Here is a 25077-nt window from a genome sequence, read left to right as displayed (position 1 = left end):
CCCTGCCAGTTCCGGCAAGGAGGACACTTCATGAAAACGCTCGCCGATGTTTTCGAACATACGCTTCAGGACATTTATTACGCTGAAAACGCAATCACCAAGGCGCTGCCCAAGGTTGCCAAGGCGGCGACGGACGCCAAGCTGAAAAAGGCCGCAGAAGACCACCTTGAAGAGACGAAGGGCCAGATCGCAACGCTCAAGAAGGTCTTCACGTCTATCGGCAAGAAGGCCGAGGGCGAAAAATGCGACGCCATCGAGGGCCTGCTGAAGGAAGCCGACGGGATCATGAAAGAAGCTTCCGGCACGGCGCTGGATGCCGGCTTGCTGGCTGCCTGCCAGGCGGTGGAGCACTATGAGATTGCCCGCTACGGCTCATTGCGGGAATGGGCGAAGGTTCTTGGCCACGACGAAGCGCACAAGCTGCTGAGCGAAATACTCGACCAGGAAAAGGCGACCAACAACAAGCTCACCAATCTCGCGGTGACTTCGGTCAACAAGTCCTAGGCTGCCGCGGCCCGGCCTTGCGCCGGGCCTCCCGTCTCACAACGTCTTTCATAGCTTACGTTCGGGCGCACCCGGCGCGGGTGCTCCAGCAGTGCCGCCCGGCAGCTTCGGCGCGGTGGCATTTGGCGGGTCGCGGCCTTCGGAATGGCGTGTCTTGTCATCCGTGTCGCCGCGGGGAGATGCGTTGCCAAACCCTTCGGCGGGCGGCTTGTTGCCTGCCGCGTCCTGCGAGAAATCGTCGTGAGGATCGGGACCGGTGGCCGCCGGATATTTCCGCGCGCCGGTTTCGTAAGCGTCTTTCGGTTCCATCATGGGCTCCCGTGGCTGTATGCAGGACAACCCGGCCTCGGCGCTTAAGTTCCTCGCGATCTGCGCCCCGCGTCAGCCGCGCGCCGAATTCTTGCCCGTCAGCAGCCGCTCCCACTGCAGCGCGTCGTTGACGATGAGATCGAGGTCGTCGAGCCGCGGCACCCAGCCCAGTTCGCCACGCGCCAGATCGGAATTGGCGACGACCGCGGCCGCATCGCCCGGACGGCGTTCCCCCATGCGGACATCGAAGTCGTGGCCGAAAGCACGGCGCACGCTGTCGATGACATCGAGCACCGAATAGCCATGGCCATAGCCGCAATTCGCCACCAGGTTCGCGCCGCCTTCCCGAAGCCGCTGCAATGCCAGCCGATGCGCCGCTGCGAGATCGCTGACATGGATATAGTCCCGAATGCAGGTGCCGTCCGGCGTCGGGTAGTCCGTGCCGAACACCTGCATGGATGCACGTTTGCCGAGCGCCGTTTCGCAGGCGACCTTGATGAGATGGGTGGCGCCGGGTGTGGACTGGCCCGTGCGGCCTTTCGGATCGGCGCCGGCGACGTTGAAATAGCGCAGCGCGGTGTAGCGCAGACCATGCGCGGCGGCGGCGTCCCGCAACATCCATTCGCTCATCAGCTTTGACAGGCCGTAAGGCGACTCCGGCGCAAGGCGGGCATCCTCGCGCACAGGCTCCATGCCGGCTCCGCCATAGACGGCTGCGGTGGAGGAGAAGATGAAGTTGGCGACGCCGGAACGCACTGCCGTTTCGAGCAGCGTGCGCGTCTTGCAGGTATTGTTCTCGTAATAGCCGAGCGGATCGGCGACCGATTCCGGGACAACGATGGAACCGGCGAAATGGATGATGGAATCGACGCCGTGCTCGCGAATGGCCGATGCGACAAGTTCGCGGTCGGCGACATCGCCGACGATAAGTTTCGCCTCCGGCGCCACCGCCCATTCGAAACCGGTGGACAGGCGGTCGAGAACTACCACCCGCTCGCCGGCGTCGAGCAACTCCCAGACCATGTGGCTGCCGATATAGCCCGCGCCGCCCGTGACCAGAACCGCCATGCCGCCGCTACCCTTGTTGTGCCGTAAACTGTCTCAAATGCCGCGAAGGTGCCCAAAATGCCGCAAAACCTTTAAGAAGCCATGGCAATGCGTGCAAATACCAATGTGCGCGGTCAACCGGAATACCGAACCACAGCCATGCGTTAGGCGATAATGGGGCGTGGCATTTTGACCGAACGCCATGATGGACGCGGCCCGGACCAATGATTATTATCCGGCCAAAAATTAGCCCCTCCGCCTGCCATTGAGCCTGATACTGGAATGTCGGAATGAACTACCAACGGTTTTTCGAAGAAGCGATCGACCAGTTGCACGCAGAACGGCGCTATCGGGTGTTCGCGGATCTGGAACGCATCGCCGGCCGCTTCCCGCGTGCTCTGTGGCGCGCCAACGACCGCGCTCAGGAAATCACCGTCTGGTGTTCGAACGACTATCTCGGCATGGGCCAACACCCGGACGTTATCGCCGCAATGCAAGCCGCTGCCGGCGGCATGGGCACCGGCGCGGGCGGCACCCGCAATATCTCCGGCACCAATCGCCCGCTGGTCGAGCTCGAGCATGAACTCGCCGACCTGCATGGCAAGGAGGCGGGGCTGGTCTTCACCTCCGGCTTCGTCTCGAACGAGGCCGCCATCTCGACCATCGCGCGCCTGCTGCCCAATTGCCTCATCATTTCCGATGAGTTGAACCACGCCTCGATGATCGAGGGCGTGCGCCGCTCCAATGCGGAGAAGAAGATTTTCCGCCACAATGACGTCGCGCATCTGGAAAGCCTGCTACAACAGGCCGGCCGTGAACGCGCCAAGCTGATCGTCTTCGAAAGCGTGTATTCGATGGACGGCGACATAGCGCCGATCGAGGCGATCGTCGATCTCGCGGAAAAATACAACGCCATGACCTATATCGACGAGGTCCACGCAGTTGGCATGTATGGACCGCGCGGCGGCGGCATCACCGAACGCGAGGGGCTGGCCGACCGGATCGACATCATCGAAGGAACGCTGGCCAAGGCGTTCGGAACGCTCGGCGGATACATTACGGGCAAGCAGACGGTGCTGGACGCCGTGCGCTCCTACGCGCCGGGTTTCATCTTCACCACCGCGCTGCCACCTGCGATCGCGGCCGCGGCCACGGCGGCCATCCGTCACCTCAAGACCTCGCAGACCGAACGCGATGCGCAGCAACGGCAGGCGACGCGCACCAAGGAAGTGCTCTCGGCCGCCGGCCTGCCCGTGATGGAATCGCCGACGCATATCGTCCCGATTCTGGTCGGCGATCCCGAGCTTTGCAAGATGGCCAGCGACCGCCTGCTCGGCGTCCACGGCATCTACATCCAGCCGATCAACTATCCCACCGTACCGCGCGGCACCGAGCGGCTGCGCGTCACGCCGACGCCGTTCCATTCCGACCAACTGATCGCAGAATTGCAGGACGCGCTGGTGGAGACCTGGGATGCGCTCGGCATTCCCTATGGCGCGACGGGACGCCCCGCCGTCGCCAAGAGCGACCGCATCATCCCGCTGCTGGTGCCTAAGTCGGGGGGCTGAACGGCAAGTCATTCCAGCCTAAGGTCAGGATCGAGACAAAAGGCAGCCAGGGTGACCCGGCTGCCTTTTTCATTGTCTGGAGAGGCTATGCCGGTGGCGACGCCTCAGAGGACCGGGCGCACCCAGCCATGCTTGTCGGCAGCGGTGCCGCGCTGGATGCCGACCAGTTCGCTGCGCAGGCGCGCCGTCACCGGTCCGTCGCCGCTGTTGCCGATGGAGAACGAGCCGCCGTTGAAGCGGATGGTGCCGATGCCGGCCACGACCGCCGCCGTGCCACAGGCAAAGGCCTCGCGCAGCTTGCCGCTTTCGGCGTCCTTGCGCCACTCGTCGAAAGAGTAGGGCTTTTCCTCGATGCGCAAGCCATTTTCGCGAGCCAAGGTCAGGATCGAGTCACGCGTGATGCCGGGCAGGATGGTGCCACCCAGCGGCGGCGTGATCAGGCTACCGTCGTCCATGACGAAGCAGACATTCATGCCGCCCAGTTCCTCGACCCAGCGATGCTCGGCTGCATCGAGGAATACAACCTGGTCGCAGCCGTGCCTGGAGGCTTCGGCTTGCGCGACCAGGCTGGCGGCATAGTTGCCGCCGCATTTCGCGGCACCCGTGCCACCCGGCGCGGAGCGTGTGTAATCGTCGGAAACCCAGACCGACACCGCCTTGTAGCCGCCCTTGAAATAGGAGCCGACCGGCGAGGCGATGACGCTGAAGATATACTGCGTTGCCGGACGCACGCCGAGAAACGCCTCGTTGGCGAACATGAAGGGCCGCAGATACAGGCTGCCATCGCCCCCCGGCACCCAATCGGCGTCGGCGCGCACCAGCGCTTCGACCGCATCCAGGAACAAATCTTCCGGTACGGCCGGCATGGCGAGCCTCTCGGCCGACATTGCGAGGCGGCGGGCATTCTCCTCGGGCCGGAAAAGCACGATGCCCTTTTCCGTCCTGTAGGCCTTCATGCCCTCGAAAATCTCCTGCGCGTAATGCAGGACGGCTGCGGCGGGATCGATCGAGAAAGGCGCGCGTGCCTTCAGCTCGCCATCGTGCCAACCCTTGTCGGCGGTCCAGGTCACCGTGACCATGTGATCGCTGAATACCTTTCCGAACCCCGGATTTTCCATCCGCGCCGCGCGCGCGTCGGCGGATGTTGGTGAAGCATGGGGTATGGATTTGATCGCGGTCTTGTCTGTCATGGGTCTACTCTCTGATACCGGACGTGATTTGCGCGTTTCGCGTGCAAAGGCAAGGCCGGAATTCGGTCGCATCCTTAAAGCCGCCGCATCCAGTCCGCCAGCCGCATCGCCGCCTCTTCGAGCTGGTCAAGCCGGCGATGGAAGCAAAGACGCAGGAACGGCTCACCCCCCGGACCGAAGGCGGAGCCGGGCGCCAATCCGACATTGGCGTTGTCGACGATGTCGAATGCCGCGCTGCGGGAATCGTCGATGCCATCGATGGCGAAGAACAGGTAGAAAGCGCCGGCCGGCACGGTGAAGCGCGCCCTGCCCGTCTGGCCGAGAATGCCGCAGACCAGATCGCGCGCCTGCCGCGCGCGCTCGACCTGTTCGAAGACGAAGGCGTCGCCTTCGTCGAGCGCCGTCACCGCCCCGCGCTGCATGAACTGCGCGACGCCCGAGGTGGAGTACTGAACGAGGTTCTCGAAGACCTGCTGCAGCGATGGATGGATCTTGACCCATCCGATGCGCCAGCCGGTCATGGCCCAGTTCTTGGAGAAGCTGTTGACGAAGAGGATACGGTCGTCATCGGTCGCGACGTCGAGAAAGGAGGGCGCCCTGCCGCCGCCATAGTGGAACAACGAATAAATCTCGTCGGCGATGATCCAGAGCTTCCTCGCTCGCGCCAGATTGAGGATCGCTTTCAGCGTCTCGCGGTCGGCGGTCCAGCCCGTCGGATTGGACGGCGTGTTGACGAAGATCGCGCGCGTGGCGGGCGTGATCGCGGCGGCGATCTTCTCGAGATCGCACGACCATCCGTTTCCGGCATTGTCCAACGTCACCGGAACCGGAACCGCCCCGGCAATCGCGGCAGCGGCGGCAAAGTTCGGCCAGGCAGGGGAAAGATAGATCACTTCATCGCCAGCGCCCGCCACCGCATCGATGGCGAGCTGGATGGCGTGCATGCCGGAACCGGTAACGATGAACTCCTCGCTGGCGAAAGCCTTGCCGAAATGCCGGCGGTAGTAGTGCGCCAGCGCGTCACGCAGTTCCGGTATGCCCTTTTGCCAGGTGTAGAAGGTTTCGCCCGATGCGAGCGCCTGCCGTGCGGACTCGGTGACAAATGCCGGCGTCGGCATGTCGCCCTCGCCCGCCCACAGCGGAATCATGCCGTCGCGGCCACGGCCGCGGTTCATCACCGCGACGATGCCGCTTTCCGGGGCTGCGCGCGCCTGGGCGCGAAGGGATTCAAACAGGACCATGTTTTGACCGATGCATCTTGGCTAAGTGCTAGCCGGTTTACGGCTCCGCGAAAATACAAGACCCCGGCCGAAAACGACCGGGGTCTTGGTCCAGAACAGAAAAGCTGTTCAGGCAGGGCGCCTGGCGAGCAGGTCGCGAATCTCGGTAAGCAAAGCGACATCTGCCGGCGGCGGCGCGGCTTGCGGGGCCGGCTTCTCACGCTCGAGGCGCCTGCGCATGTTGTTCACCGCCTTGACCATCAGGAAGATGATCCAGGCCAGAATGATGAAATTCAGCACCACGGTGATGAAGCTGCCATAGGCGAACACCGCGCCCTGTTCCTTGGCGGCTGCGAGCGAAGTGGCGGTGACCGTGGAGGACAGGCCGACAAAGTAGTTATTGAAATCGAGGCCGCCGAAAATCGCGCCAACGATCGGCATGATGATGTCGTTGACAAGCGAGTCGACGATCTTGCCGAAGGCAGCGCCGATGATGACACCGACCGCGAGGTCCATGACGTTGCCCTTGGAGATGAACTCCTGGAATTCTTTCAGCATTTTGTCCCTCTTGCTCCGTCCAGCTTCAGAAGATTGACGGTCGTTTCCCTATCCCGCTCCAATCGCGGCCAAATGCACCATAACAAAAACCATAGATTGCAAAACCCAAAAATAACGCGGCCAAGAAGACCTTTTGACAAGGCACGCGCCAGTGGACTTGGCTTCGAAGCTGTGATTGCCTCCACCGAGCCGGGAGGCTGGCTGTTGGAGGAGCACCGGCGTGCAGGGCTGGTTCATCGTCATCATAGCACTCGCCTATGTGACGCTTCTTTTTGTCGTCGCCAGTCTCGGCGACCGTCGTTCGACCGCCCATGGGCCGGGTCGTCCGCGGCCATTCATCTATGCGCTGAGTCTTGCCATCTACTGTACGTCGTGGACCTTCTTTGGTTCGGTCGGTCTCTCCTCCGAGCGCGGACTTGAATTTCTGGGCATCTATATCGGACCGATGCTGGTTTTCCTGTTCGGTTTCCCGCTGCTTTCCCGCATCGTGCGCCTCGCCAAGACCGAGAAAATCACCTCGGTCGCCGATTTCCTCGGCGCACGCTACGGCAAGAGCTTCACCGTGGCGGCAATCGCCACACTGATCGCGATGATCGGCGCCGTGCCCTATATCGCCCTGCAATTGAAGGCGATCTCAGGCTCGGTCAGCCTCATGGTCGAGTACTATACCGGCGCACCGCCATCCTTCGATCCGTTCGTCAGCGACATATCGCTGATCGTGGCCATGCTGCTGGCGCTGTTCGCGGTGCTGTTCGGCACGCGCCATGCCGATGCGACGGAGCATCAGGACGGGCTGGTGCTGGCGGTGGCGGTCGAATCGGTGGTCAAGCTGGCGGCGTTCCTGGCGATCGGGCTGATGGTCACGTTCGCCATATTTGGCAGCCCAGCCAAGATGTTTGAAATCCTGGCGGCAGATCCGCAGGTGCGCGACGCGATGAGTTATCGAACATCGCTCGCCACCTGGCTTGTGCTGACGGGTCTCAGCGGTTTCGCCATCTTGATGCTGCCGCGCCAGTTCTATGTCACCATCGTGGAAAATCGCAGCGAGCACGAACTTCGTACAGCGAGCTGGGTGTTCCCACTCTATCTGATCGCCATCAACCTGTTCGTGCTGCCGATCGCGCTGACCGGTCTGGCGATGGTCGGCGGACGCACGTCGAGCGATCTCTACGTGCTGTCCCTGCCACTGCTCAGCGGTCATGACGGGCTGGCCATGGCTGCCTTCATCGGCGGCTTGTCGGCGGCAACCGCCATGGTGATCGTGGAAAGCGTAGCCCTTTCGATCATGATCTCGAACGACCTGATCATTCCGCTGTTCGTGCGTCGGGTCCTGAAAACCTCGACCTCGGAAAACGAGGACTGGTCGACGCTCATCCTCAACGTACGCCGAGCCTCGATCTTCATCCTGCTGTTCATCGCCTTCCTGTACTATCGCGCCAGCACAGACAGCGCGCGCCTGTCGTCGATCGGCCTGATGTCGTTTGCGGCGATTGCGCAATTCGCACCGGCCCTGATTGGCGGACTGATCTGGCGCGGCGCCAACGGGCGGGGCGCAGCACTCGGCATGGCCGCGGGCATCATCGTGTGGGGCTACACGCTGCTGTTCCCGACGCTGGCGGCGCCGGACAATGCCATCGTCGTCAACGGGCTGTTCGGGATCGAGGCGCTGCGGCCGCAAGCCTTGTTCGGCACCAGTGCCGAGCCGCTGAACCATGGCGTGCTGTGGAGCCTTTCGGTCAATGCGCTGTTCTTCTTTTTCGGTTCGCTGTCGCGGACTTCGGTGCCGCTGGAGCGCATCCAGGCATCGATCTTCGTGCCGCGCGAGACGGGGCCGATGCCGAACCTGCGCCGCTTCCGCACAACGACAACGGTAGACGATCTCAAGGACACCATCTCGCGCTATCTCGGCGTCGAACGCACCGAACGTTCCTTCCAGACATACCAAGGCAACAACGGCCTTATCCTGCACGGCAATGAGCAGGCAAGCATGGACGTCATCCGCTTTTCGGAGCAGCTTCTGGCCAGCGCCGTCGGCTCATCGTCTGCCCGGCTCATCCTGTCCTTGCTGTTTCGCCGCAACGACCGCGAATCCAAGGATGCGTTCCGGCTGCTGGACGATGCGACGGAAGCGCTGCAGCACAACCGTGATCTGTTGCAGACGGCTCTCGATCAGATGGAACAAGGCATTACCGTCTTCGACAAGGATCTCCGGCTGATCTGCTGGAACCGGCAGTACCGGATGCTGTTCGACCTGCCCGACGATCTCGGCCAGGTGGGTGTCTCGCTGGACCAGATCCTTCAGCATCTGGCCCGGCGGGGCGACATACCGCCGGCCGGTCAAACGGCCATGCTGAACCGCCTGACCAATTTCGACGGTCCCTGGCAGGTCGAGATGAAGACGACCGGGCGCATCCTCGAGCTGGTATCCAATCCGATGCCGGACGGGGGCATCGTCGCCACCTATGCCGACATTTCGGCGCGCGTCGAGGCCGACATTGCGCTGAAGCGCGCCAATGAATCCCTGGAACTGAGGGTCAGGACGCGCACCGCCGAACTGACCCGCGTCAATGAGGAACTGGCGCAGGCGCAGATGCTGGCCGAGGAGGCCAATCTCGGCAAGACGCGGTTCCTTGCCGCCGCCGGACACGACATCCTGCAACCGCTCAATGCGGCGCGGCTCTACTGTGCGTCGCTCATCGAAAAAGCCGGCAAGGGTCCAGCCAGCCGGGCGGCGGTCAACATCGAATCGTCGCTGGAGTCGGTCGAGACCATTCTCGGCGCGGTGCTCGACATTTCCCGACTCGACGCCGGCGCCATGAAACCGGAGGAGACCGCATTCCGTCTCGACGGGCTGCTGCGCCAGATCGGCACCGACTTCCAGCCCATGGCGGCGGAAAAGAAGCTTCGGCTCATCATCATGCCCTGCTCGCTTACGGTGAAAACGGACCGCAACCTCTTGCGCCGGCTGATCCAGAACCTCGTATCGAATGCCATAAAATATACGCGTGGTGGCCGCGTGCTTGTCGGTGTGCGCAGGCGCGGCGAACTGCTGGAGGTCCAGGTCCTGGATACCGGCATCGGCATAGCAGGTGACAAGCTGAACGCGGTGTTCCGTGAATTCACCCGGCTGGACGAAGGCGCGCGCGAGGCCGCCGGCCTGGGGCTCGGCCTGTCCATCGTCGACCGCATCGCGCGGGTGCTCAGGCTTGAAATCCGCATCTTTTCCAATCCGGGTAAGGGCACGCGCTTTTCCGTCATCATGCCGATCGAGACGGCAACCGCGTTACGATCGGAAGTGGTGGCGAAGCCGGCGCAACGCTCGCCCGCCACGCTTTCGGGCCTGCGGGTCCTGTGCATCGACAATGACATCCGCATTGTGGAGGGCATGCGCCTGCTGCTCGAGGCCTGGGGATGCCGCGTCGCGACGTCGTCAGGAGTAGGCCATCCGGACGCCATCGAAGGCAGGCCTGATCTCGTCGTCGCGGATTATCATCTCGACGGCGAGACCGGATTGAGCGTCATTGCCAGGCTGCGTGCAGCCTATGGCGAATCATTGCCGGCTGTGCTGGTGACCGCCGACCGCTCTTCGGAGGTGCGGGCTGCGGCCGCTGAAATGGATGTGCCGGTGCTGAACAAGCCGCTGAAGCCCGCGGCCCTGCGCTCGCTGATGGCCCGGATCAGGCCGACTGCAACGGCTGCGGAGTAGCGGCGTCAGCCACCGCTCTGCAAGGGATCGCCGCCGATCTTGGAAAGCTGGATGACGGCTTGCGTGCGGCTATCGACGCCGAGCTTCTGCAGGATCGCCGACACATGCGCCTTTATCGTCGCCTCCGAGACGCTGAGTTCATAAGCGATCTGCTTGTTGAGTAGCCCCTCGGCCAGCATGCCGAGCACGCGCGTCTGCTGCGGCGTGAGTGTCTGCAAGCGCTTGATGAGTTCAGAAATCTCCGGATCGCGCTCGATACCGAGATCGACGCCGACAGGCGCGGCGATGTCGCCGGCAAGCACAGTCAGAACCGCCCGGCGGATTTCGTCCATGCTTGCCGACTTGGAGATGAATCCGGATGCACCGAGATCGAGCGAGCGCCGGATCGTCACCGGGTCGTCATGTGCCGAGACCACCACCATCGGCACGGTCGGATGGATGCCACGGAGCGATATAAGCCCTGAAAGCCCGCTGGCGCCAGGCATGGAAAGGTCGAGCAAGACGAGATCAATGTCCTCATTGGCAAGGACCAGCGCCTTGGCGCTTTCGAAATCACCCGCCTCGTGAATGGCGCTGACATCGCCGATTCCTGCCAGCGCCTCGCGCAACGCACCCCGAAACAGGGGATGATCGTCGGCAATGACGAAGCTGTGACCTGCCGGCATCCTGTCTCCCCCGGAGGCTCCGAACTGGAACCCTACCAAATTTTGCGGCCGTCTGTCAGGCGCGCATCCCATGATCCCCATCGCCTGACACCGGCGCGGCGGATTATGCGGCTAAACACGGTCATTTCAAGCAGCAAGCCGACGCAACCGCTCTGCACGGTCTATTCCGTATGGCTGGAAGCCCGCTTCACGTCTTTTGCGGCGGCGTCTCTTCGCTTTCCAGTTCCTTCACGATGCCGAGAAACTTGCGGAAGAAGCGCTCCATGTAGCTCATGGTCTTGTCGAAATCCTCCTCGCTGGGAAGGGTAGATTCGAGCTTTGCCGCAAGCGAACCCTCAAGCTTGGCCACACGCTCGTCCAGCATCTTGACCGAAGACTGCAAGCGGTCGATCTCGTCCTGGAACGCCGTGCGCTCATCCGCCGCCATGCGGCAGACCATTTGCCCGTCACGCTCCTCGCATGTGGAGAGAGCACCAGTGCTTTTGTCCATGCGAACATAATGGTCGCCGGACTTTTCAAGCTGGTAGCGCTCCGAATCCTGAGCATTGGCGGAGGCCACGAGAAAAGAAGTCAGGGTGGCCGGAACAATGAGGCATCGTACAAGCATCGCGTTCATCCGAGGTCTCCAGGATCAATCGCCAAAAAACTAGCCGGTCTTTGTGCCGGAAATGGGGATGAAGCTTCACACTCCCTTTCCCGGCTCGCACATTCGGACTATAGCGCAGCCATGCCGCGAATGATTTACAAGATTGCGCCCGCAGACCTTTGGCGCGAGGCCGAAAGAATGGGCCGCTTTACCGGCGCGCCGATCGACGTCAGCGACGGATTCATCCATTTCTCCACCGCCGCACAGGCGCCGGAAACCGCAGCCAAGCATTTTGCCGGCCAGACCGATCTGGTGCTGGTTGCCATCGACGCAGATCGTCTCGGGTCGGCGCTCAAATACGAGACGTCGCGCGGCGGCCAGCTTTTCCCGCATCTTTACGGCCCGCTCGGGCTGGATGCGGTCCTTTGGGTCAGACCATTGCCTCTCGGGCCGGACGGCCTGCATCAATTCCCGGACATGGAGACGGAATGAGCGTGTTGGACCGGATCGGCAAGAAGCTTCTTTTCTCCGTCGATCCGGAGACAGCCCACGGTCTTTCCATTGCAGCCTTGAGGTGCGGCGTGCCCGTGGCCGCCCGTCCGCCGCGCGACACGCGATTGAATGTCGACATCTGCGGCATGAGCTTTCCCAATCCGCTCGGCATGGCGGCAGGTTACGACAAGAATGCGGAGGTGCCGGACGGGCTGCTTTCGCTCGGCTTCGGCTTTGCGGAAGTCGGCACGATCACGCCGCTGGCGCAGCCGGGCAATCCGAAGCCGCGCATCTTCCGCCTCGAGCAGGATGACGCGGTGATCAACCGATTGGGCTTCAACAATGAGGGCCATGACGCTGCAAAAGCGCGACTGATCGCGCGGAAGAGCCGGCCCGGCATCGTTGGCGTCAACATCGGCGCCAACCGGGACAGCACGGACCGCGTCGGAGATTACGAAAAGGGCGTCACGTGTTTCGCGCCGCTGGCGTCTTACCTCACGGTCAACATCTCGTCGCCCAATACGCCGGGCCTGCTCGGCATGCAGGCGCGCGAGCAATTGTCGGAACTGCTTTCGCGAGTCATGGCGGCGCGCGCGGCAGCATCCACGCAGCCGCCGGTGTTTCTCAAGATCGGGCCGGATCTGTCCGAAGCGGAAATGCAGGACATCGCAGCGGAAGTATTGGAGCAGCGCCTCGACGGCGTGATCGTTTCCAACACGACGACGACGCGGCCACCCCTGCACAGCCGCGCCAACGGCGAGCCGGGCGGACTTTCTGGAACGCCGCTTTTCGAACGCTCGACGGCGGTGCTGGCAAGGATGCGCAAATTCCTTGGCCCGCAATGCGCGATCATCGGTCTCGGCGGCGTCAATTCCGCCGAAACGGCGCTGGAGAAAATCCGCGCCGGCGCCGATCTGGTGCAGCTCTACACCGGCATGATCTATGCCGGGCCGTCCCTGCCAGGCCAAATCCTGAACGGGATGGTGCGCATCCTCGACAAGGAAGGCGTCGCCTCGATCGACAAGCTGCGCGATAGCCGGCTCGACCACTGGGCGGGCAAGCAGATCTAACAAGCTGGCTTGTCAGAACGCCGTTCTGACCCGAATGCGCAGTACCGCCAGCAGGCTAAACCCGCGCGCCAGCAGAAATATGTTCAGCGCCGCCCAAAGCCCGTGATTGCCGAAGGCCGGGCCCAGCGTCAGAAGCGCCGCGCAGAAAATCAGAAACGACAGAAGCATCATGTTGCGCATGTCGCGCGACCATGTCGCGCCGATGAATACGCCATCCATCTGAAAGGCGAGCACGCCGCTGAGCGCCGTGAACGCTACCCAGGGCAGGAAAATCGCGGCTTCGGCCTGGACGTCGCGCGCGGTGGTGATCACCGCGATCAGGTCGGTTCCGAAGACAAGCAGCGCCAGCGTTGTAATCCCGGCCAGGCCGAAGCCCCAGATCACCGTGAGCCGGATGGCGCGCCGAAAGGCGCTCTCAAGACGCGCGCCGATCGCCCGTCCGACCAGTTGTTCCGCCGCCGTGGCGAACCCGTCGAGGAAGAAGCCCGCAAAGAGAAAGAAGTTCATCAACACGGAATTGGCGGCGAGCGTCACCGTGCCATACTGGGCGCCCTGCCTGATGAACAGCGCGAAGGCCGCCAGGAGCGAGAAGGAACGGATCATGATGTCGCGGTTCAACGACATCATGACTCGGAATGCCGAGAGATCGAGGACTCGCCCTTTCGGCAGGCGCGGCGCGGCTCGGAAGCGCTGAATGACGATTGCCAGGCCGACGGTCATGGCGATGAATTCACCGCAGACCGTAGCCCATGCGACACCGGCGACACCCCACCCCAGTTCAAGACCCAGAATGATGCATAGGACGATGTTGATGCCGTTGAGGACGAATTGGAGGATAAGCCCCAGCGTACCTTCGCCCCGTCCCAGAATGTAACCGAGTATGGCGTAGTTGATGAGCGAGAACGGCGCCCCCAGCATCCGTACATGGACATAAATCGCCATCGCATCGTTGACGCGGGGCTCGGCGCCCATGAACCACTTGCCCGCGGCCGTGAGCACCGGCGAAAGCGCCGCCAGCACGATGCCGGACACCAGCGCTATGAGCGCCGCCCGCCAGAAGACAGCCTGTTCCTCCAGCGCATCTCCCCGGCCAAAAGCCTGCGCGACAAGACCCGTGGTGCCGGAGCGCAGGAAATTGAAGGTCGTGAAGACGACATCGAAGACCAGCGCACCAGCCGCCAGTCCGCCCAGAAGGGCTGCGTCGCCCATCTGACCCACCACCGCCGTCGCCACGATGCCGAGCAACGGCGTCGTCAGATAGGCGAGCGTCATCGGCACTGCGATGACAAGCACGAGGCGGTTGGTGACGGTGAAGGCGCGCGCCTGCCCGCCCATCGGTTCAATCTGGTTCAGCTTGGATATCCCTGAGGTCGAAACCCGGCTCTTGAACGAAACGATGATGTGTCCCAGTTTCAGGGGCAAGCGCAACCACCTGCCTTCATCTGCCAATAAAATTCCGGCGTTGGCGTATCCCTGCTCGAAGTGAATGCCGCTGAACATCGTCCATCATCCCGGCTACGACGCCGGCTTCGCCGCCAACCATCGTTTTCCCATGAGCAAGTATCCCCTGCTGATGGAGGCGCTGCAGACGCGCGACCTGATCGACCGGAGCTACCTCCACATGCCCGAGCCGGCGAGGCCTGAATGGCTGAAACTCGCCCATGACAGCGCCTATGTCGATCAGGTCATTACCTCGACCGTTCCGCCAAACATCGAGCGCGAAATCGGTTTTGCCGTCGACCCGCGAGTGTCGCTGCGCGCGCAACTGGCCAGCGCCGGCACCGTCATGGCGGCGAGGCTGGCGCTGGCGCATGGCATCGCCTGCAACACCGCCGGCGGCAGTCATCATGCACGCCGTGCCCAGGGCGCCGGTTTCTGCACGTTCAACGACGTGGCGGTGGCGGCGCTGCTGCTTCTGGAAGAAGGCGCGGCGCACGACATCCTCGTCGTCGATCTCGACGTGCATCAGGGAGACGGGACCGCCGATATATTGCGCGACGAACCCCGCGCCTTCACCTTTTCCATGCATGGCGAGCGCAACTATCCGGTCCGCAAGATTGCCTCGGATCTCGACATCGCGTTGCCAGACGGCACCGAAGACGAGGTCTATCTCGAAACGCTCGCCGAAATCCTGCCGCAGCTTTCCCGTCGCAGGACATGGGATATCGTCTTCTACAATGCCGGTGTCGATGTCCATGCCGATGACCGCCTCGGGCGGCTGGCGCTGAGTCGCGACGGCATCCGCACCCGCGACCGCATGGTTCTGTCGCATTTCCGCGACGCCAGCATTCCGGTCTGCGGGGTAATTGGCGGCGGCTATTCCACCGACGTGCCGGCGCTCGCCGCTCGCCACGCCATCCTGTTCGAGGAGGCTGCCGTTATTTCCGGTAGCTGAACAGGCGCAGGATGATGAAGGCCGGGATGACGATCGCCGCGCCGAGAAGCAGATAGCCGATGAACTTGTCGATGGCGCGGAAGCCCATGCGCCAGATGTCGAGGAAGAAGTCCTGGATGCTCCGCAGCACGTCGAAGGGCGACCATCCGAAGGCGCTCATCACCAGCCCGACCAAAAAGGAGACGACCAGCAGTTTCAGAAACACGCGAAACGGCGAGTCACCAAGAAAGCGCGCCAATGCGGACAAGGTTCGTCTCCATCGTTCAACAGGTCTGGAATCAGATACGCACTTGCAACCAGCCCCGCAAGCCGTCGCCGGCTACACCGCGAACGGAACCGCTCCGGTCAGGCGAGCACGCCGGCTGCTCTCAGCATGCCTTCGGCCTTGTTGACTGTTTCCACCGTCAGCGATCCCGCCAGCTTCGGCACGCGGCGGCGGAGAAATTCCACCACGGCTTCCGGATCACGCCTGCCATCCATGGCGCACCAGATGGCGGCGAGAAGCGGCGATAGTTTCTTTTCGGCCTGAGCGCGGGCCGAGACGAAACCATCCTCGCCATAGCGCTCCAGCCGATAGTCTGGATGGCGGCAGGGATGACGCGAAGGTGACGCAAGGGATTCCGCCAGCGCAGCTGCACCATCGTTGATGTCGCGCCGCGCGCCTTCCATCGTCGAAGGAAGATCCCTGCCTGCCAGGTAACCCAGAATCGCCTCCGCGAACATGAACTGCCAGAGCCTCATGGAGTAGTCGATGTACCGGCCCATTCCGTCCGGCGACCTGTCGTGCGGACCGCACAGGACTGAAAGATACGCCTCCAGGAAAGGTCCGTCGCCGAATGTCCGTTGCAACCTGCGCAGGCGCCATTTCTGACGCGCGACCGTATCGCCCCACAAGTTCAGGATCGAGTCCGCTATGCAGTCGTAGCCGATGCGCACAGACTGCAGGTAACCCAGCGTGTCGGCGGCCTTCATCCCCAGGCAGTCATTGTGCATGCCGCCGCTAAAGTCGAACGAAGTCGCGCTCAAGAGGTAATGCAGGCGGGTCTCGTCGAGTTCCTGCCGGACCGTTATCAGACGATCTTCTCCGGAAATGGCGACGCCGGTGAGTATGCGATGCAGCGTCACTCGTTCGTCCTCCACCAGAGACGCGACGGTGTTGTTGGCGATCTTTCGGCGAAAGTCGTCCAGCATGGATTTTGACAAGAAATAGAACTGCCAAAATCTCCCGTCCTTCAGCATCGTGCCCGGTTCGCCTTGGGCTGCCTCCTCGTCATTGTCTACGAGCAGATAGATATCGACGTCGGAATTCTTGTTTGCGAAGCCATCGGTGATCGAGCCGCCCAAAAAGGCGCAGCTGTGCGCCGGCAGGTCTTTTTTCGCGATCTCTTCGCGGATCATGCTCAGCGGGCCGACGATCTCTTCCACAGCGGCAAGCTGGGCCTGAAGTCTTTGCGCCTGGACTGTCATCAGCCTGTTCCTCCTGCTTCAACGGGGCGGCCAGCTTGCCACTGACCGAGGACGATCCTGTTCTGCGCCAGCTTGATGGTTTCCTCGCGGTGGGCGACAAGCACGCGCGTGATGGTGAGGCTGCGAAGCGCCTCGTTCACCTGGCGTTCGGTCTCGGCATCGAGATGGCTGCTGGATTCGTCGAGCAGCAGAATGCGAGGCCGCTTGTAGAGCGCCCGCGCCAGCAAAACACGCTGTCTCTCGCCGCCGGACAGGCCGCCCTGGGTATCGCTGATGACTGAATTGTAGTTCATCGGCATGCGCGAGATGAATTCGTGGGCGCAGGCGAGCCGCGCGCATTCATTCACCCATTCCTCGTCCGCGCTGGAATCGAACATGGAGATGTTCTGGAACAATGTGCCTATGAACAGGCTGTCGTTCTGCAACACCGTGCCAAGCTGGCGGCGGAGATTCAGAAGCCCGATAGCCGAAGGCGCCATGCCATCGTAGGTAACAGCGCCTTCCACGGGCGGCACGAGCCCGGTCATGATCCGCAAAAGCGTGGACTTGCCGCAGCCGGACGAGCCGGTGATGGCGAAGGATTCGCCCGCACCCACGTCGAAGGAGAGGTGCTGAAACAGAAGCGGGTCGCGCTCGGAATAGCGGAAGCTCAAATCGCGGACGGAAATCTGTCCAGTCAACTGCATCGCTACGGCCGGCGAAGCCAGCCTGTGGGGCTCGGGATCGGCGTCGATGATCTCGGCCATCTCATCCAGATGTTCCTGGATCTTCTGGATGTCGATCATGCGGTCGATGAACTGCCGGACCTTGGTGAAGAAGATGGCCTGCAGGAATGCTATCGCCAGCAGCATGCCGATCGAGATCGTTCCCTCGATGACCAACAGCGCGGCAATCGCGGCGCAGATGATGCGGCCGCCGGTGATGACAATCTCGCCGGCGAAGCTGTCGGTCTGGCGGTAGGATTCCAGCTCGATATCGACCCGCGACAGTTCCTCGTAGGTGTTGCGCCACATGACGTGACGCAGTTCCTCGGCAGTGAACAGCTTGACCGATTCCACGCCCTGGACGTTTTCCAGCAGCAGGCCGGCTTCGGAGCTGGAGCGGGCGGACTGGGCGCGCAAGGCGTTCTTGGTCTTGCCGAGTTTGCTGAGCTTAACAGCGAGATACACGGCCGAGAACAGCATCATCACCAGCCACAGCGGAAAGCTGTAGAGGATTATGACGACCGACAGGACAAGCATGCCAACGGCGTCGAAGATGGTCTCGACCAGTTCAGCCGAGGCAAGCTCGCGCACCGGACGGATGGCGCGGATGCGCTGCAGGATGTCCTGTGGCGAGCGGGCGAGGAAAAAATCGAACGGCAACGCCATCAGACGACGCGACAAGGCGGCCGAGAGTTGCAGGTCCAGCACGCGGATAATGCGCATCGCCGCGCCGCTGCGCGAATAGCGGGCAAAGGCGCTGAAAAAGGCGACGCCGCAGAAAATGCCGGTTATCAGCAGCAGGATCGGGATGCTTTGCGACAAGACCGCCCGGTCTATAAGCAGTTGGAAAAACAGCGGCCCGGACAGTTCCAGCGCCTGCACGAACAGCGAGAGGAAGGCCAGGCGCGCCATCATGCCTTTCTGCTCGCGGGCCAGCCGCCAGAGATCGGCAAGCCGGATGCCCCGGTTGGGCAGTTGCCCGGTAAGGGGGTTCGAAACCTCCAGCTCTACGGCGATGCCTGTGAAGGCGCGGCTGACGCTGGCGGCATCGACGGTCTGCGGCCCCAGCGCCGGATCGTGAATTTCGAACATGTCGCCATCCACCTTGGTGACGACGACGAAATGATTGAAACGCCAATGCAGGATAGCCGGCAGCCGTAGCCGCTTCACCGCCGCAAGATCGCAGCGGACCGGCCGGCAGGCCAATCCGGCCATGGGCGCGGCATCTATCAGGTCACGCAGCGACATGCCGCGGTTGGACATCGGAGCCGTCTGCCGCAAAGTGGCGAGGTCCACGGACTGACCATGATAGCGCGCAATCATGGTCAGGCAGGCCAGGCCGCATTCGGCATTGCGAGACTGGAAGACGGTCTGGAACCCGCGCTTGCCGAAGAAGGTCATGCGCCCGTCCGACCCGGCAGGATGTACTGATAAAGCGGCCGCGAACCGACCAGAATGCGTGCGCGGAACGGCATGCCCGGAAGAAGCGATGGCGGTGGAGCAGACACCATTTCCAATCGAATCCGGTACCGAGACGCAGGCTCGCCTTCTCCCTTGCCAAGATCGATCGTGTTGCCGGTCACCGTCGCTTCGAACCCGGTTGATCGCGACAGGGGCGAGGCAGCCGGCCATATCGTGGCATGCGCTTCAGGCTTGATGGCGGTCGCCTTCTGCGGGTCCGTCAGTACAAAACCGACAAGTTTCGCCTGTGGGTGCTGGATGGAAATGACCGGCTGGTTGGCGGCAATTTCATCGGTCTCGCGAAGAGAGGCCAGAGACACCGTCCCGGCAGTCGGGGTATGCAAAGCGAAGGCGTTGCCACCAATGTCGGGGCAGCCGGTTGGCTGCGAAGCCGGCCGAACCTGTTGTGCCGAAGGCTGAATGCACGCCACCGCAGCTCCCCCTGCGATCTCCTGTCCATCGTTGACGTAGAGCCGGACAACCGTCCCTGGCATGGAACTGGAAATGACCGCATCGGCCGGGGTGCGCTCAATCACGCCGGATGCGTCGACATAGACGGGAAAGGGATAGATGAGGCAGAATACGAAGATTAGCAGACCGAGAACAGATGCAACCGAAACCACTGTGGAAAGGACGTTATCGTCCTTGGGACTTATGTCGCCAACCACCCGCAATTCGTTGCGGGCCTGCAGCGCCTCGATACGAAACAAGGAAGCCCGGCCTTTAGGGCTTTGCTTGCTTTCCAACTTCTTGTCTGTCGGTTCGTCACCTATATCGGCCAAAAGGATCGCTTTTCATCACAGCCACTCTGTTCAAGCGCGCTGACCGCTGCGCCACGCCAGTACCTCGGCATTTCAGTACGTGTACCGAAAAACCCCGGCGCGGGGTATAGACCGTCGTTTCACCTTAATAACGGTGACGACCCGAAGAAACCTCCGGGCCGCCATCTAAAGTCTAGATGATGTGGCCTGCGCCGAAAACAGCCTCGACTTCCGTCTCGGTCAATTCAGCGATCTCGAGCTCAACTTCCTTGGTCTCTACGACTTCGTTCATGTGATTCTCCTCTGGGATCTAGAGATGGATCGACAGGCAAGCGGATGCCGGCCCGGTCGAAGGCTTGCAGCGCCGACCAATCCTGTCAATCTAGAAAATGGGACAATGACTGGAAATTTGGACGTTCCCTTGGGGAACTCCGAGTCCTCAAACGCATCTATGCGGAAAGCAGGTCGGACAGCCTATTGCCGGACCTGACTACAGCTCTCCCAGCATATTGTAGGGAGTGACTGCCTAAGCGAACGGCGGCCCGGAGGCCACCGTTGCATTGTCGACTAACTTCAGATCGCATGACTCGCGCCGAAAACGGCTTCGACTTCCGTCTCGGTCAGTTCGGCGATTTCGAGCTCGACTTCCAGTTCGGTTTCATTGGTCATGTTGCATCTCCTTTTTAATTGCGAGAGTAACAATGAACAGACAGACCGCCTGTCCAAGACATCAGGCTTGCAGCCCTGCCTGTCAGTGTCAATCTAAAAATTTGGACTAAAGTGGAAAATTTAGACGTTTTCTGCGGAACCTTTTCCCGCCATGCGCAAGCGTCAACGCATCGTCATCCGGTAATTCGGAAGACCTCGCACAAGCACCAGGATGGTCCTCAAAACATATTTCAAGGACCGAACCTGCGTCGGCCGTGAAGCAACGGCGGCCGTAGGCCACCGCCGCCTTGTCAGAAGACGTTAGATTTTCGGATGATTGGCGCCGAAAACGGCTTCGACTTCAGTCTCGGTCAGCTCGGCGATTTCAAGCTCGACTTCCTTGGCTTCGACTTCCAATTCAATTTTGGTCATTTTGCATGTCCTCTTCGATGATTAGAGATCGTCGTCTTCGGCAAGCAGTTCGTGCTTGCCCAGACAGGCTTGCAGCCGACGCCGCCCCTGTCAATCTAAAAACTGGGACGATTTCTTCAAAATTGGACGGAGCTTTGCGATCAACTGGGCCCGCATACAAGATGGTTGCGGTCACAAAGAAATGGCCGCCGGAATACCGACGGCCATCGTATGAATTTATGGAACGTCTTAGCCAAGAGAAGTCGCGTGCAGAGCGCCGTAAATCTCTGCCACTTCGTTATCGTTCAACTCGACGATCTCAAGTTCATCCCGCTCAGCGGAAATTTCTTTTTCCATGCTCATTTCCGATCTCCTATTTGAAGGCAGCCGATATTAAGCAAGCAAAGTAATAATCGCACTTTTGAGCGTTGCAATTTGCATTATTGCTGTCAATCTCAAAACAGGGACACCTGTTGAGAATCTAGACTGCATCAAGCAGCGCGGCCTTTGAAATCGTCAAGGAAGATCGAAATCAGATCAGCTTGTCGAGCGTGATCGGCAGATCGCGAATACGCTTGCCGGTCGCGTGGAAAACGGCATTGGCGATCGCCGGGGCGACGCCGACGATACCGAGTTCACCAACGCCCTTGCCGCCCAATGCCGAAGCATGCGGGTCGGGAATGCCGACGGAGATCACCTCGATATCCGGGATGTCCGCATTGGTGGGGATCAGGTAGTCGGCCAGATTGGCGTTCATCAACCGCGCATGGCGGCCGTCCACCAGACCTTCCTCCAGCAAGGCCTGACCGATGCCCATGATGATGCCACCCTTGATCTGGCTTGCAGCAAGCCGCGGGTTGTAGAGCCTGCCGGAATCGAACGCCGAGACCGCCCGCGACACCCGCACGGTGCCGAAATCCTCATCCACCCGCACCTCGATGAAATGCGCGCACCAGCTGTGGAGCGAGAAATCACCGGCCGTCGGCGGCGGCGCCATGGCGATCGTCGTGTAGTTCTTGTAGCTGTCCTTGGGATCGATGCCGATTTCTGCGAACGTATCGCGGGTGGCGTCGATCTCGGTCTTGCCGATCGCCGCCAGGAACGAACCGATGGAGATCACCGCCCCGTCGGCCAAAGGCGAAGATATCCTTCCATCCGCCACGGTCAGCGTATTCGCCTGCAATGCGCGGAACGGCGACGCAGGATGGGTAAGCGCCAGCTCGACGAGCTGTTCGCGAAGCGCCACGGCGGTCTTGTGGACTGCCGAAGTCATGACGCCGGCCATGCGCGAGCCGCCGGTGACACCGGCGCGCGGCAGCGAGGAGTCGCCGAGTTTCACCGCCACCTTGTCGAGCGGCAGACCGAACACTTCGGCTGCCGTCTGGGCGATCACCGTATAGGCACCCTGCCCCATGTCTATCGTGCTGCTGGACACCTCGACGGTGCCATCGGCAAGCAGCCGCACCCGCGCCTCACCGGCGGCACGGCGCACGGGGTAAGTGCCCGCCGCAACGCCCCAGCCGATCAGATGATGGCCATCGCGCATGGAACGCGGCTCAGGCTTGCGCCGCGACCAGCCGAAGGCTTCGGCGCCGGCGGCAAAGGCTTCGCGCAACTGCCGGGTCGACCATGGCTTGCGCGTATGCGGGTCTTCCTCGGCATAGTTGCGCAGCCGGATTTCCAGCGGATCCATGCCGATCTCGTATGCGAGTTCGTCAATGGCGCTTTCAATGCCAAAGGCGCTGGGGTTCTCGCCCGGCGCGCGCTTGGCGCCGGGCATCACCGTATTGACGCGCACGACACGCTGGTGCGACGACAAATTGGGCGTCGCATACATCAACGCCGTGACGACACCGAGCGGCTCGACCCAGGTCTCGTTGATGGACGTCTCGCTCGCGCCAGTATGGACGATGGACAGGAGCTTGCCCTCCTTCGTCGCGCCGATGGCGATTGTCTGGCGGGTCGCGGCGCGGCCGCCGATGCTGCTGAATATCTGCGGCCTCGTCAAAGCCAGCTTGACCGGCCTGCCAAGCATTTTCGCGGCCATCGCGCCGATGGCGTCATGAGGTCCGCAGAACGCCTTGGAGCCGAAGCCGCCGCCGATATAGGGCGAGATGATGCGGACATTCTCGAAAGGAATGCCGAACCATTCGGAATAAGTGCGGGCCATGCCATCCAGCCATTGGCAAGGCTCCCATATGGTCAACTTGTCGCCCTGCCATTCGGCGATCAACCCGTTGGGCTCGATCGGCATCTGGAATTCGCGCGGCATCTCGTATTCTTGCTCGATTTGCACAGGCGCGGAAGCGAAAGCGGCTTGCGCATCGCCCCATTCCCTCGTCATCGGCTCGGCAAGGAAACCACCGCCTTCGGCGACGTCCCGAAGGCCCGACACGGCATCGGCTTCTTCGTAGACGATATCGAGGAGATGGGTAGCCTGCGTCGCCTGCTCGAACGTCTCGGCTATGACAAGAGCAATATACTGGCCGGCATAGGCGATCTCGGCGGTCAGCGGCTGGTAGTCTGGCCGGGCGGGCGGATTGCCCAGCCAGTCGGATGCCGCCTTGAGCGTCGGGGCGTTGTCCGGCGTCAGCACCTTCAAGACACCCGGAGCAGCTTCCGCCATAGCCGTGCCGATGGAACGGACGCGGCCGGCGGCGATGGTGCTCGGCACCAAGACGGCGTGGGCCACGTTGGCGGGGCGGTGTTCGAGCGCATAGGTGGCGGCGCCGCGGATCTTGGCCGACCCGTCGAAGCGCGTGACACTTGCGCCGATGACGCTGCCGCTGGCCGTTGAGGATGAGTCGGATGAATCGCCGTAACGGCGCGTGGCTTCGGCAGCGCTCATGCCAGTTCTCCTGTCTTCAGAAGGGCGCGCGCGACGACGCGCGGGGCCAGTTCGATCTTGTAATGATTGTCGGCCTGCGCAATCGCGCCTTCCATGGCAAGCAGGCTGGCGCGGCGCACGGCATCAGGTTCGAGCACCTTGCCCTTCAACGCGTCCTCGACGTTGCGGGCACGCCAGGGCCGGGTTGCGACGCCGCCGAGCGCGACCCGCAGGTCGCGTATGGTGCGGCCGTCCGGCTCGAATTCGATGCCGACAGCGGCGCTGGCGGCGGCAAATTCGTAGGACTGGCGGTCGCGAACCTTCAGATAAGTCGAGCGGCGCGCCGCAACCGATGCAGGTATGGACACCGTGGCGATGATTTCGCCTGGCCGCAAATCGGTCTCACGTTCTGGATGGTCTCCAGGCGTGAGCAGAAAATCCTCCAGCGCAACTGTGCGCGCACCAAGTTCCACCTGCGCATCGAAGGCGACCAGGGCAACCGCGAGGTCCCCCGGATTGGTTGCGATGCAGGATGGGCTGGCGCCCAGCACGGCATGGTTGCGGGTGACGCCGCCAAGAGCGGAACAACCGCTTCCGGGATTACGCTTGTTGCAGGCCGGAAATCCCGAGGGATCGCGGAAATAGGCGCAGCGGGTGCGCTGCAGCAGATTACCGCCAATGGTGGCCATGTTGCGCAACTGCGCCGAGGCGGACTGCCACAGCGCCTCGGAAACCGCAGGAAATTCCCGTATGATCCCGGCATTGTCGGCAACTGCGCTCATCTTGGCCAAGGCGCCGATCCTGGCGCCTTGGAGGCCGACCTCGATCGAAGCGAGGCCGGGGAGATGGCTTATGTCGATCACCGTTTCCGGCGCGGCCACACCGCATTTGGCAAGATCGAGCAATGTCGTGCCGCCGGCCAGAAGCATGGCGCCGGGGAGAGCGGCGGCATTGCGCGCTTCGGCCAGCGAGGCAGGGCGCTGATAGGTAAAATCCCTCATTGCACGGCCTCCGCTGCCTGTCGCACAGCCGCGACAATATGGGGGTAGGCTCCGCAACGGCACAGATTGCCTGACATGTATTCGCGGATTTCCTCATCCGACCCGGCATGGCCCTCGCGGATGCACGAGACCGCAGACATGATCTGTCCGGGCGTGCAGTAGCCGCACTGGAACGCATCCTGTTCAAGGAAAGCGGCCTGGACCGGGTGGGCTTTCTGACCCGGTTTCGACAGACCTTCAATGGTGGTGACCTCGCGGCCCTCGACCTGCGCGGCGAGCGTCAGGCAAGCCAGAACGCGCTCGCCATCGATATGCACGGTGCAAGCGCCGCACTGGCCCTGATCGCAACCCTTCTTGGTGCCGTTCAGTCCAAGCTGTTCGCGCAAGGCGTCAAGCAGCGTGACCCGCGGTTCAAGCTGCAGGGCTTCCGGCCTGCCATTGACGTTTAGAGTGATGTCGATTTTATTGCTCATGGGCGTCTGGCTCC

Annotated in this window: 21 protein-coding genes; 6 read left to right on the top strand and 15 right to left on the bottom strand. The window is 62.1% G+C overall.

The window, feature by feature from the left end; translation table 11 throughout:
• Nucleotides 1–30 precede the first annotated feature (30 nt).
• Nucleotides 31–504, top strand: a complete 474-nt coding sequence (locus tag ASD44_RS17400) for a ferritin-like domain-containing protein (protein WP_056114832.1) — start codon at nt 31–33, stop codon at nt 502–504.
• A gap of 48 nt (nt 505–552) precedes the next feature.
• Here the strand turns inward: ASD44_RS17400 and ASD44_RS17395 are convergent, their stop codons facing one another.
• Together ASD44_RS17395 and galE are read right to left on the bottom strand one after the other, a co-directional pair.
• A complete protein-coding gene (locus tag ASD44_RS17395; protein WP_056206876.1) occupies nt 553–813 on the bottom strand; it encodes a hypothetical protein in 261 nt (86 codons plus the stop codon).
• A 72-nt stretch (nt 814–885) separates the two neighbouring features.
• A complete protein-coding gene (gene galE, locus ASD44_RS17390) occupies nt 886–1881 on the bottom strand; it encodes a UDP-glucose 4-epimerase GalE (RefSeq protein WP_056114827.1) in 996 nt (331 codons plus the stop codon).
• A 269-nt stretch (nt 1882–2150) separates the two neighbouring features.
• Here galE and hemA point away from each other — a divergent pair, with 269 nt between their 5' ends.
• Nucleotides 2151–3428, top strand: a complete 1278-nt coding sequence (gene hemA, locus ASD44_RS17385; RefSeq protein WP_056114824.1) for a 5-aminolevulinate synthase — start codon at nt 2151–2153, stop codon at nt 3426–3428.
• Between the two features lie 104 nt (nt 3429–3532).
• On the opposite strand, the gene ASD44_RS17380 is transcribed toward hemA, so the two are convergent.
• The 3 genes from ASD44_RS17380 to mscL form a co-directional block, all read right to left on the bottom strand.
• Nucleotides 3533–4618: a branched-chain amino acid aminotransferase gene (locus ASD44_RS17380; RefSeq protein ID WP_056114821.1), complete on the bottom strand. Its 1086-nt coding sequence runs from the start codon at nt 4616–4618 to the stop codon at nt 3533–3535.
• A 74-nt stretch (nt 4619–4692) separates the two neighbouring features.
• Nucleotides 4693–5859, bottom strand: a complete 1167-nt coding sequence (locus tag ASD44_RS17375) for a pyridoxal phosphate-dependent aminotransferase (protein WP_056114818.1) — start codon at nt 5857–5859, stop codon at nt 4693–4695.
• A gap of 108 nt (nt 5860–5967) precedes the next feature.
• On the bottom strand, nt 5968–6396 hold the full coding sequence (gene mscL / locus ASD44_RS17370) for a large conductance mechanosensitive channel protein MscL (RefSeq protein WP_056114815.1): 429 nt from the start codon (nt 6394–6396) through the stop codon (nt 5968–5970).
• Nucleotides 6397–6616: 220 nt separating this feature from the next.
• Here mscL and ASD44_RS17365 point away from each other — a divergent pair, with 220 nt between their 5' ends.
• The gene (locus ASD44_RS17365) at nt 6617–10102 is read left to right on the top strand and encodes a PAS domain-containing hybrid sensor histidine kinase/response regulator (RefSeq protein WP_056114811.1); all 3486 of its coding nucleotides are present in this window, start codon (nt 6617–6619) and stop codon (nt 10100–10102) included.
• A 5-nt stretch (nt 10103–10107) separates the two neighbouring features.
• Here ASD44_RS17365 and ASD44_RS17360 read toward each other — a convergent pair whose 3' ends face one another.
• Nucleotides 10108–10767: a response regulator transcription factor gene (locus ASD44_RS17360; RefSeq protein WP_056114808.1), complete on the bottom strand. Its 660-nt coding sequence runs from the start codon at nt 10765–10767 to the stop codon at nt 10108–10110.
• 187 nt (nt 10768–10954) lie between these two features.
• On the bottom strand, nt 10955–11374 hold the full coding sequence (locus ASD44_RS17355; protein WP_056116459.1) for a hypothetical protein: 420 nt from the start codon (nt 11372–11374) through the stop codon (nt 10955–10957).
• 120 nt (nt 11375–11494) lie between these two features.
• On the opposite strand from ASD44_RS17355, the gene ASD44_RS17350 reads away from it, so the two are divergent.
• Nucleotides 11495–11845: a DUF952 domain-containing protein gene (locus ASD44_RS17350; protein ID WP_056114804.1), complete on the top strand. Its 351-nt coding sequence runs from the start codon at nt 11495–11497 to the stop codon at nt 11843–11845.
• Nucleotides 11842–12915, top strand: coding sequence for a quinone-dependent dihydroorotate dehydrogenase (locus ASD44_RS17345; protein WP_056114801.1), 1074 nt, complete (start codon nt 11842–11844; stop codon nt 12913–12915). The genes ASD44_RS17350 and ASD44_RS17345 overlap by 4 nt, the downstream gene beginning before the upstream one ends.
• Nucleotides 12916–12927: 12 nt before the next feature.
• Here the strand turns inward: ASD44_RS17345 and ASD44_RS17340 are convergent, their stop codons facing one another.
• Complete coding sequence (locus tag ASD44_RS17340; RefSeq protein ID WP_056116457.1) at nt 12928–14250, bottom strand: MATE family efflux transporter; 1323 nt, start codon at nt 14248–14250, stop codon at nt 12928–12930.
• Nucleotides 14251–14401: 151 nt separating this feature from the next.
• Here ASD44_RS17340 and ASD44_RS17335 point away from each other — a divergent pair, with 151 nt between their 5' ends.
• The gene (locus tag ASD44_RS17335) at nt 14402–15310 is read left to right on the top strand and encodes a histone deacetylase (RefSeq protein WP_056114798.1); all 909 of its coding nucleotides are present in this window, start codon (nt 14402–14404) and stop codon (nt 15308–15310) included.
• On the opposite strand, the gene ASD44_RS17330 is transcribed toward ASD44_RS17335, so the two are convergent.
• The 7 genes from ASD44_RS17330 to ASD44_RS17300 all read right to left on the bottom strand — a co-directional run bounded on the left by ASD44_RS17330 (nt 15294) and on the right by ASD44_RS17300 (nt 25063).
• The gene (locus tag ASD44_RS17330; RefSeq protein WP_056114795.1) at nt 15294–15557 is read right to left on the bottom strand and encodes a DUF6460 domain-containing protein; all 264 of its coding nucleotides are present in this window, start codon (nt 15555–15557) and stop codon (nt 15294–15296) included. The genes ASD44_RS17335 and ASD44_RS17330 overlap by 17 nt on opposite strands.
• A 98-nt stretch (nt 15558–15655) precedes the next feature.
• Nucleotides 15656–16777, bottom strand: a complete 1122-nt coding sequence (locus ASD44_RS17325) for a hypothetical protein (protein WP_056114792.1) — start codon at nt 16775–16777, stop codon at nt 15656–15658.
• On the bottom strand, nt 16777–18882 hold the full coding sequence (locus ASD44_RS17320; protein WP_056114789.1) for a peptidase domain-containing ABC transporter: 2106 nt from the start codon (nt 18880–18882) through the stop codon (nt 16777–16779). Before ASD44_RS17320 ends, ASD44_RS17325 begins: the two co-directional genes overlap by 1 nt.
• Nucleotides 18879–19724, bottom strand: a complete 846-nt coding sequence (locus ASD44_RS18525; RefSeq protein WP_056206874.1) for a hypothetical protein — start codon at nt 19722–19724, stop codon at nt 18879–18881. The genes ASD44_RS17320 and ASD44_RS18525 overlap by 4 nt, the downstream gene beginning before the upstream one ends.
• A 1570-nt stretch (nt 19725–21294) precedes the next feature.
• Nucleotides 21295–23610 carry a xanthine dehydrogenase family protein molybdopterin-binding subunit gene (locus tag ASD44_RS17310; protein WP_056114781.1) on the bottom strand — a complete coding sequence of 772 codons (2316 nt, stop codon included), beginning with the start codon at nt 23608–23610 and terminating at the stop codon, nt 21295–21297.
• Nucleotides 23607–24590: a xanthine dehydrogenase family protein subunit M gene (locus ASD44_RS17305; protein WP_056114779.1), complete on the bottom strand. Its 984-nt coding sequence runs from the start codon at nt 24588–24590 to the stop codon at nt 23607–23609. Before ASD44_RS17305 ends, ASD44_RS17310 begins: the two co-directional genes overlap by 4 nt.
• On the bottom strand, nt 24587–25063 hold the full coding sequence (locus ASD44_RS17300; RefSeq protein ID WP_056114777.1) for a (2Fe-2S)-binding protein: 477 nt from the start codon (nt 25061–25063) through the stop codon (nt 24587–24589). Before ASD44_RS17300 ends, ASD44_RS17305 begins: the two co-directional genes overlap by 4 nt.
• Nucleotides 25064–25077: the final 14 nt, after the last annotated feature.

Source organism: Mesorhizobium sp. Root554, from assembly GCF_001427025.1.
Classification (GTDB): domain Bacteria; phylum Pseudomonadota; class Alphaproteobacteria; order Rhizobiales; family Rhizobiaceae; genus Mesorhizobium.
Note: the sequence above shows the minus strand (reverse complement) of the source record. Positions and strands in the feature narration are given on the sequence as shown.

What these genes read in the sequence shown, in the direction of transcription:
- hemA (WP_056114824.1), top strand. Translation starts at nt 2,151, where the DNA reads ATGAACTACCAACGGTTTTTCGAAGAAGCGATCGACCAGTTGCACGCA.
- ASD44_RS17375 (WP_056114818.1), bottom strand. Translation starts at nt 5,859, where the DNA reads ATGGTCCTGTTTGAATCCCTTCGCGCCCAGGCGCGCGCAGCCCCGGAA.
- ASD44_RS17395 (WP_056206876.1), bottom strand. Translation starts at nt 813, where the DNA reads ATGGAACCGAAAGACGCTTACGAAACCGGCGCGCGGAAATATCCGGCG.
- ASD44_RS17380 (WP_056114821.1), bottom strand. Translation starts at nt 4,618, where the DNA reads ATGACAGACAAGACCGCGATCAAATCCATACCCCATGCTTCACCAACA.
- ASD44_RS17335 (WP_056114798.1), top strand. Translation starts at nt 14,402, where the DNA reads ATGCCGCTGAACATCGTCCATCATCCCGGCTACGACGCCGGCTTCGCC.
- galE (WP_056114827.1), bottom strand. Translation starts at nt 1,881, where the DNA reads ATGGCGGTTCTGGTCACGGGCGGCGCGGGCTATATCGGCAGCCACATG.
- ASD44_RS17300 (WP_056114777.1), bottom strand. Translation starts at nt 25,063, where the DNA reads ATGAGCAATAAAATCGACATCACTCTAAACGTCAATGGCAGGCCGGAA.
- ASD44_RS17325 (WP_056114792.1), bottom strand. Translation starts at nt 16,777, where the DNA reads ATGACAGTCCAGGCGCAAAGACTTCAGGCCCAGCTTGCCGCTGTGGAA.
- ASD44_RS17345 (WP_056114801.1), top strand. Translation starts at nt 11,842, where the DNA reads ATGAGCGTGTTGGACCGGATCGGCAAGAAGCTTCTTTTCTCCGTCGAT.
- ASD44_RS17400 (WP_056114832.1), top strand. Translation starts at nt 31, where the DNA reads ATGAAAACGCTCGCCGATGTTTTCGAACATACGCTTCAGGACATTTAT.
- ASD44_RS17360 (WP_056114808.1), bottom strand. Translation starts at nt 10,767, where the DNA reads ATGCCGGCAGGTCACAGCTTCGTCATTGCCGACGATCATCCCCTGTTT.
- ASD44_RS17355 (WP_056116459.1), bottom strand. Translation starts at nt 11,374, where the DNA reads ATGCTTGTACGATGCCTCATTGTTCCGGCCACCCTGACTTCTTTTCTC.
- ASD44_RS17350 (WP_056114804.1), top strand. Translation starts at nt 11,495, where the DNA reads ATGCCGCGAATGATTTACAAGATTGCGCCCGCAGACCTTTGGCGCGAG.
- ASD44_RS17340 (WP_056116457.1), bottom strand. Translation starts at nt 14,250, where the DNA reads ATGGGCGGGCAGGCGCGCGCCTTCACCGTCACCAACCGCCTCGTGCTT.
- mscL (WP_056114815.1), bottom strand. Translation starts at nt 6,396, where the DNA reads ATGCTGAAAGAATTCCAGGAGTTCATCTCCAAGGGCAACGTCATGGAC.
- ASD44_RS17310 (WP_056114781.1), bottom strand. Translation starts at nt 23,610, where the DNA reads ATGAGCGCTGCCGAAGCCACGCGCCGTTACGGCGATTCATCCGACTCA.
- ASD44_RS17305 (WP_056114779.1), bottom strand. Translation starts at nt 24,590, where the DNA reads ATGAGGGATTTTACCTATCAGCGCCCTGCCTCGCTGGCCGAAGCGCGC.
- ASD44_RS17320 (WP_056114789.1), bottom strand. Translation starts at nt 18,882, where the DNA reads ATGACCTTCTTCGGCAAGCGCGGGTTCCAGACCGTCTTCCAGTCTCGC.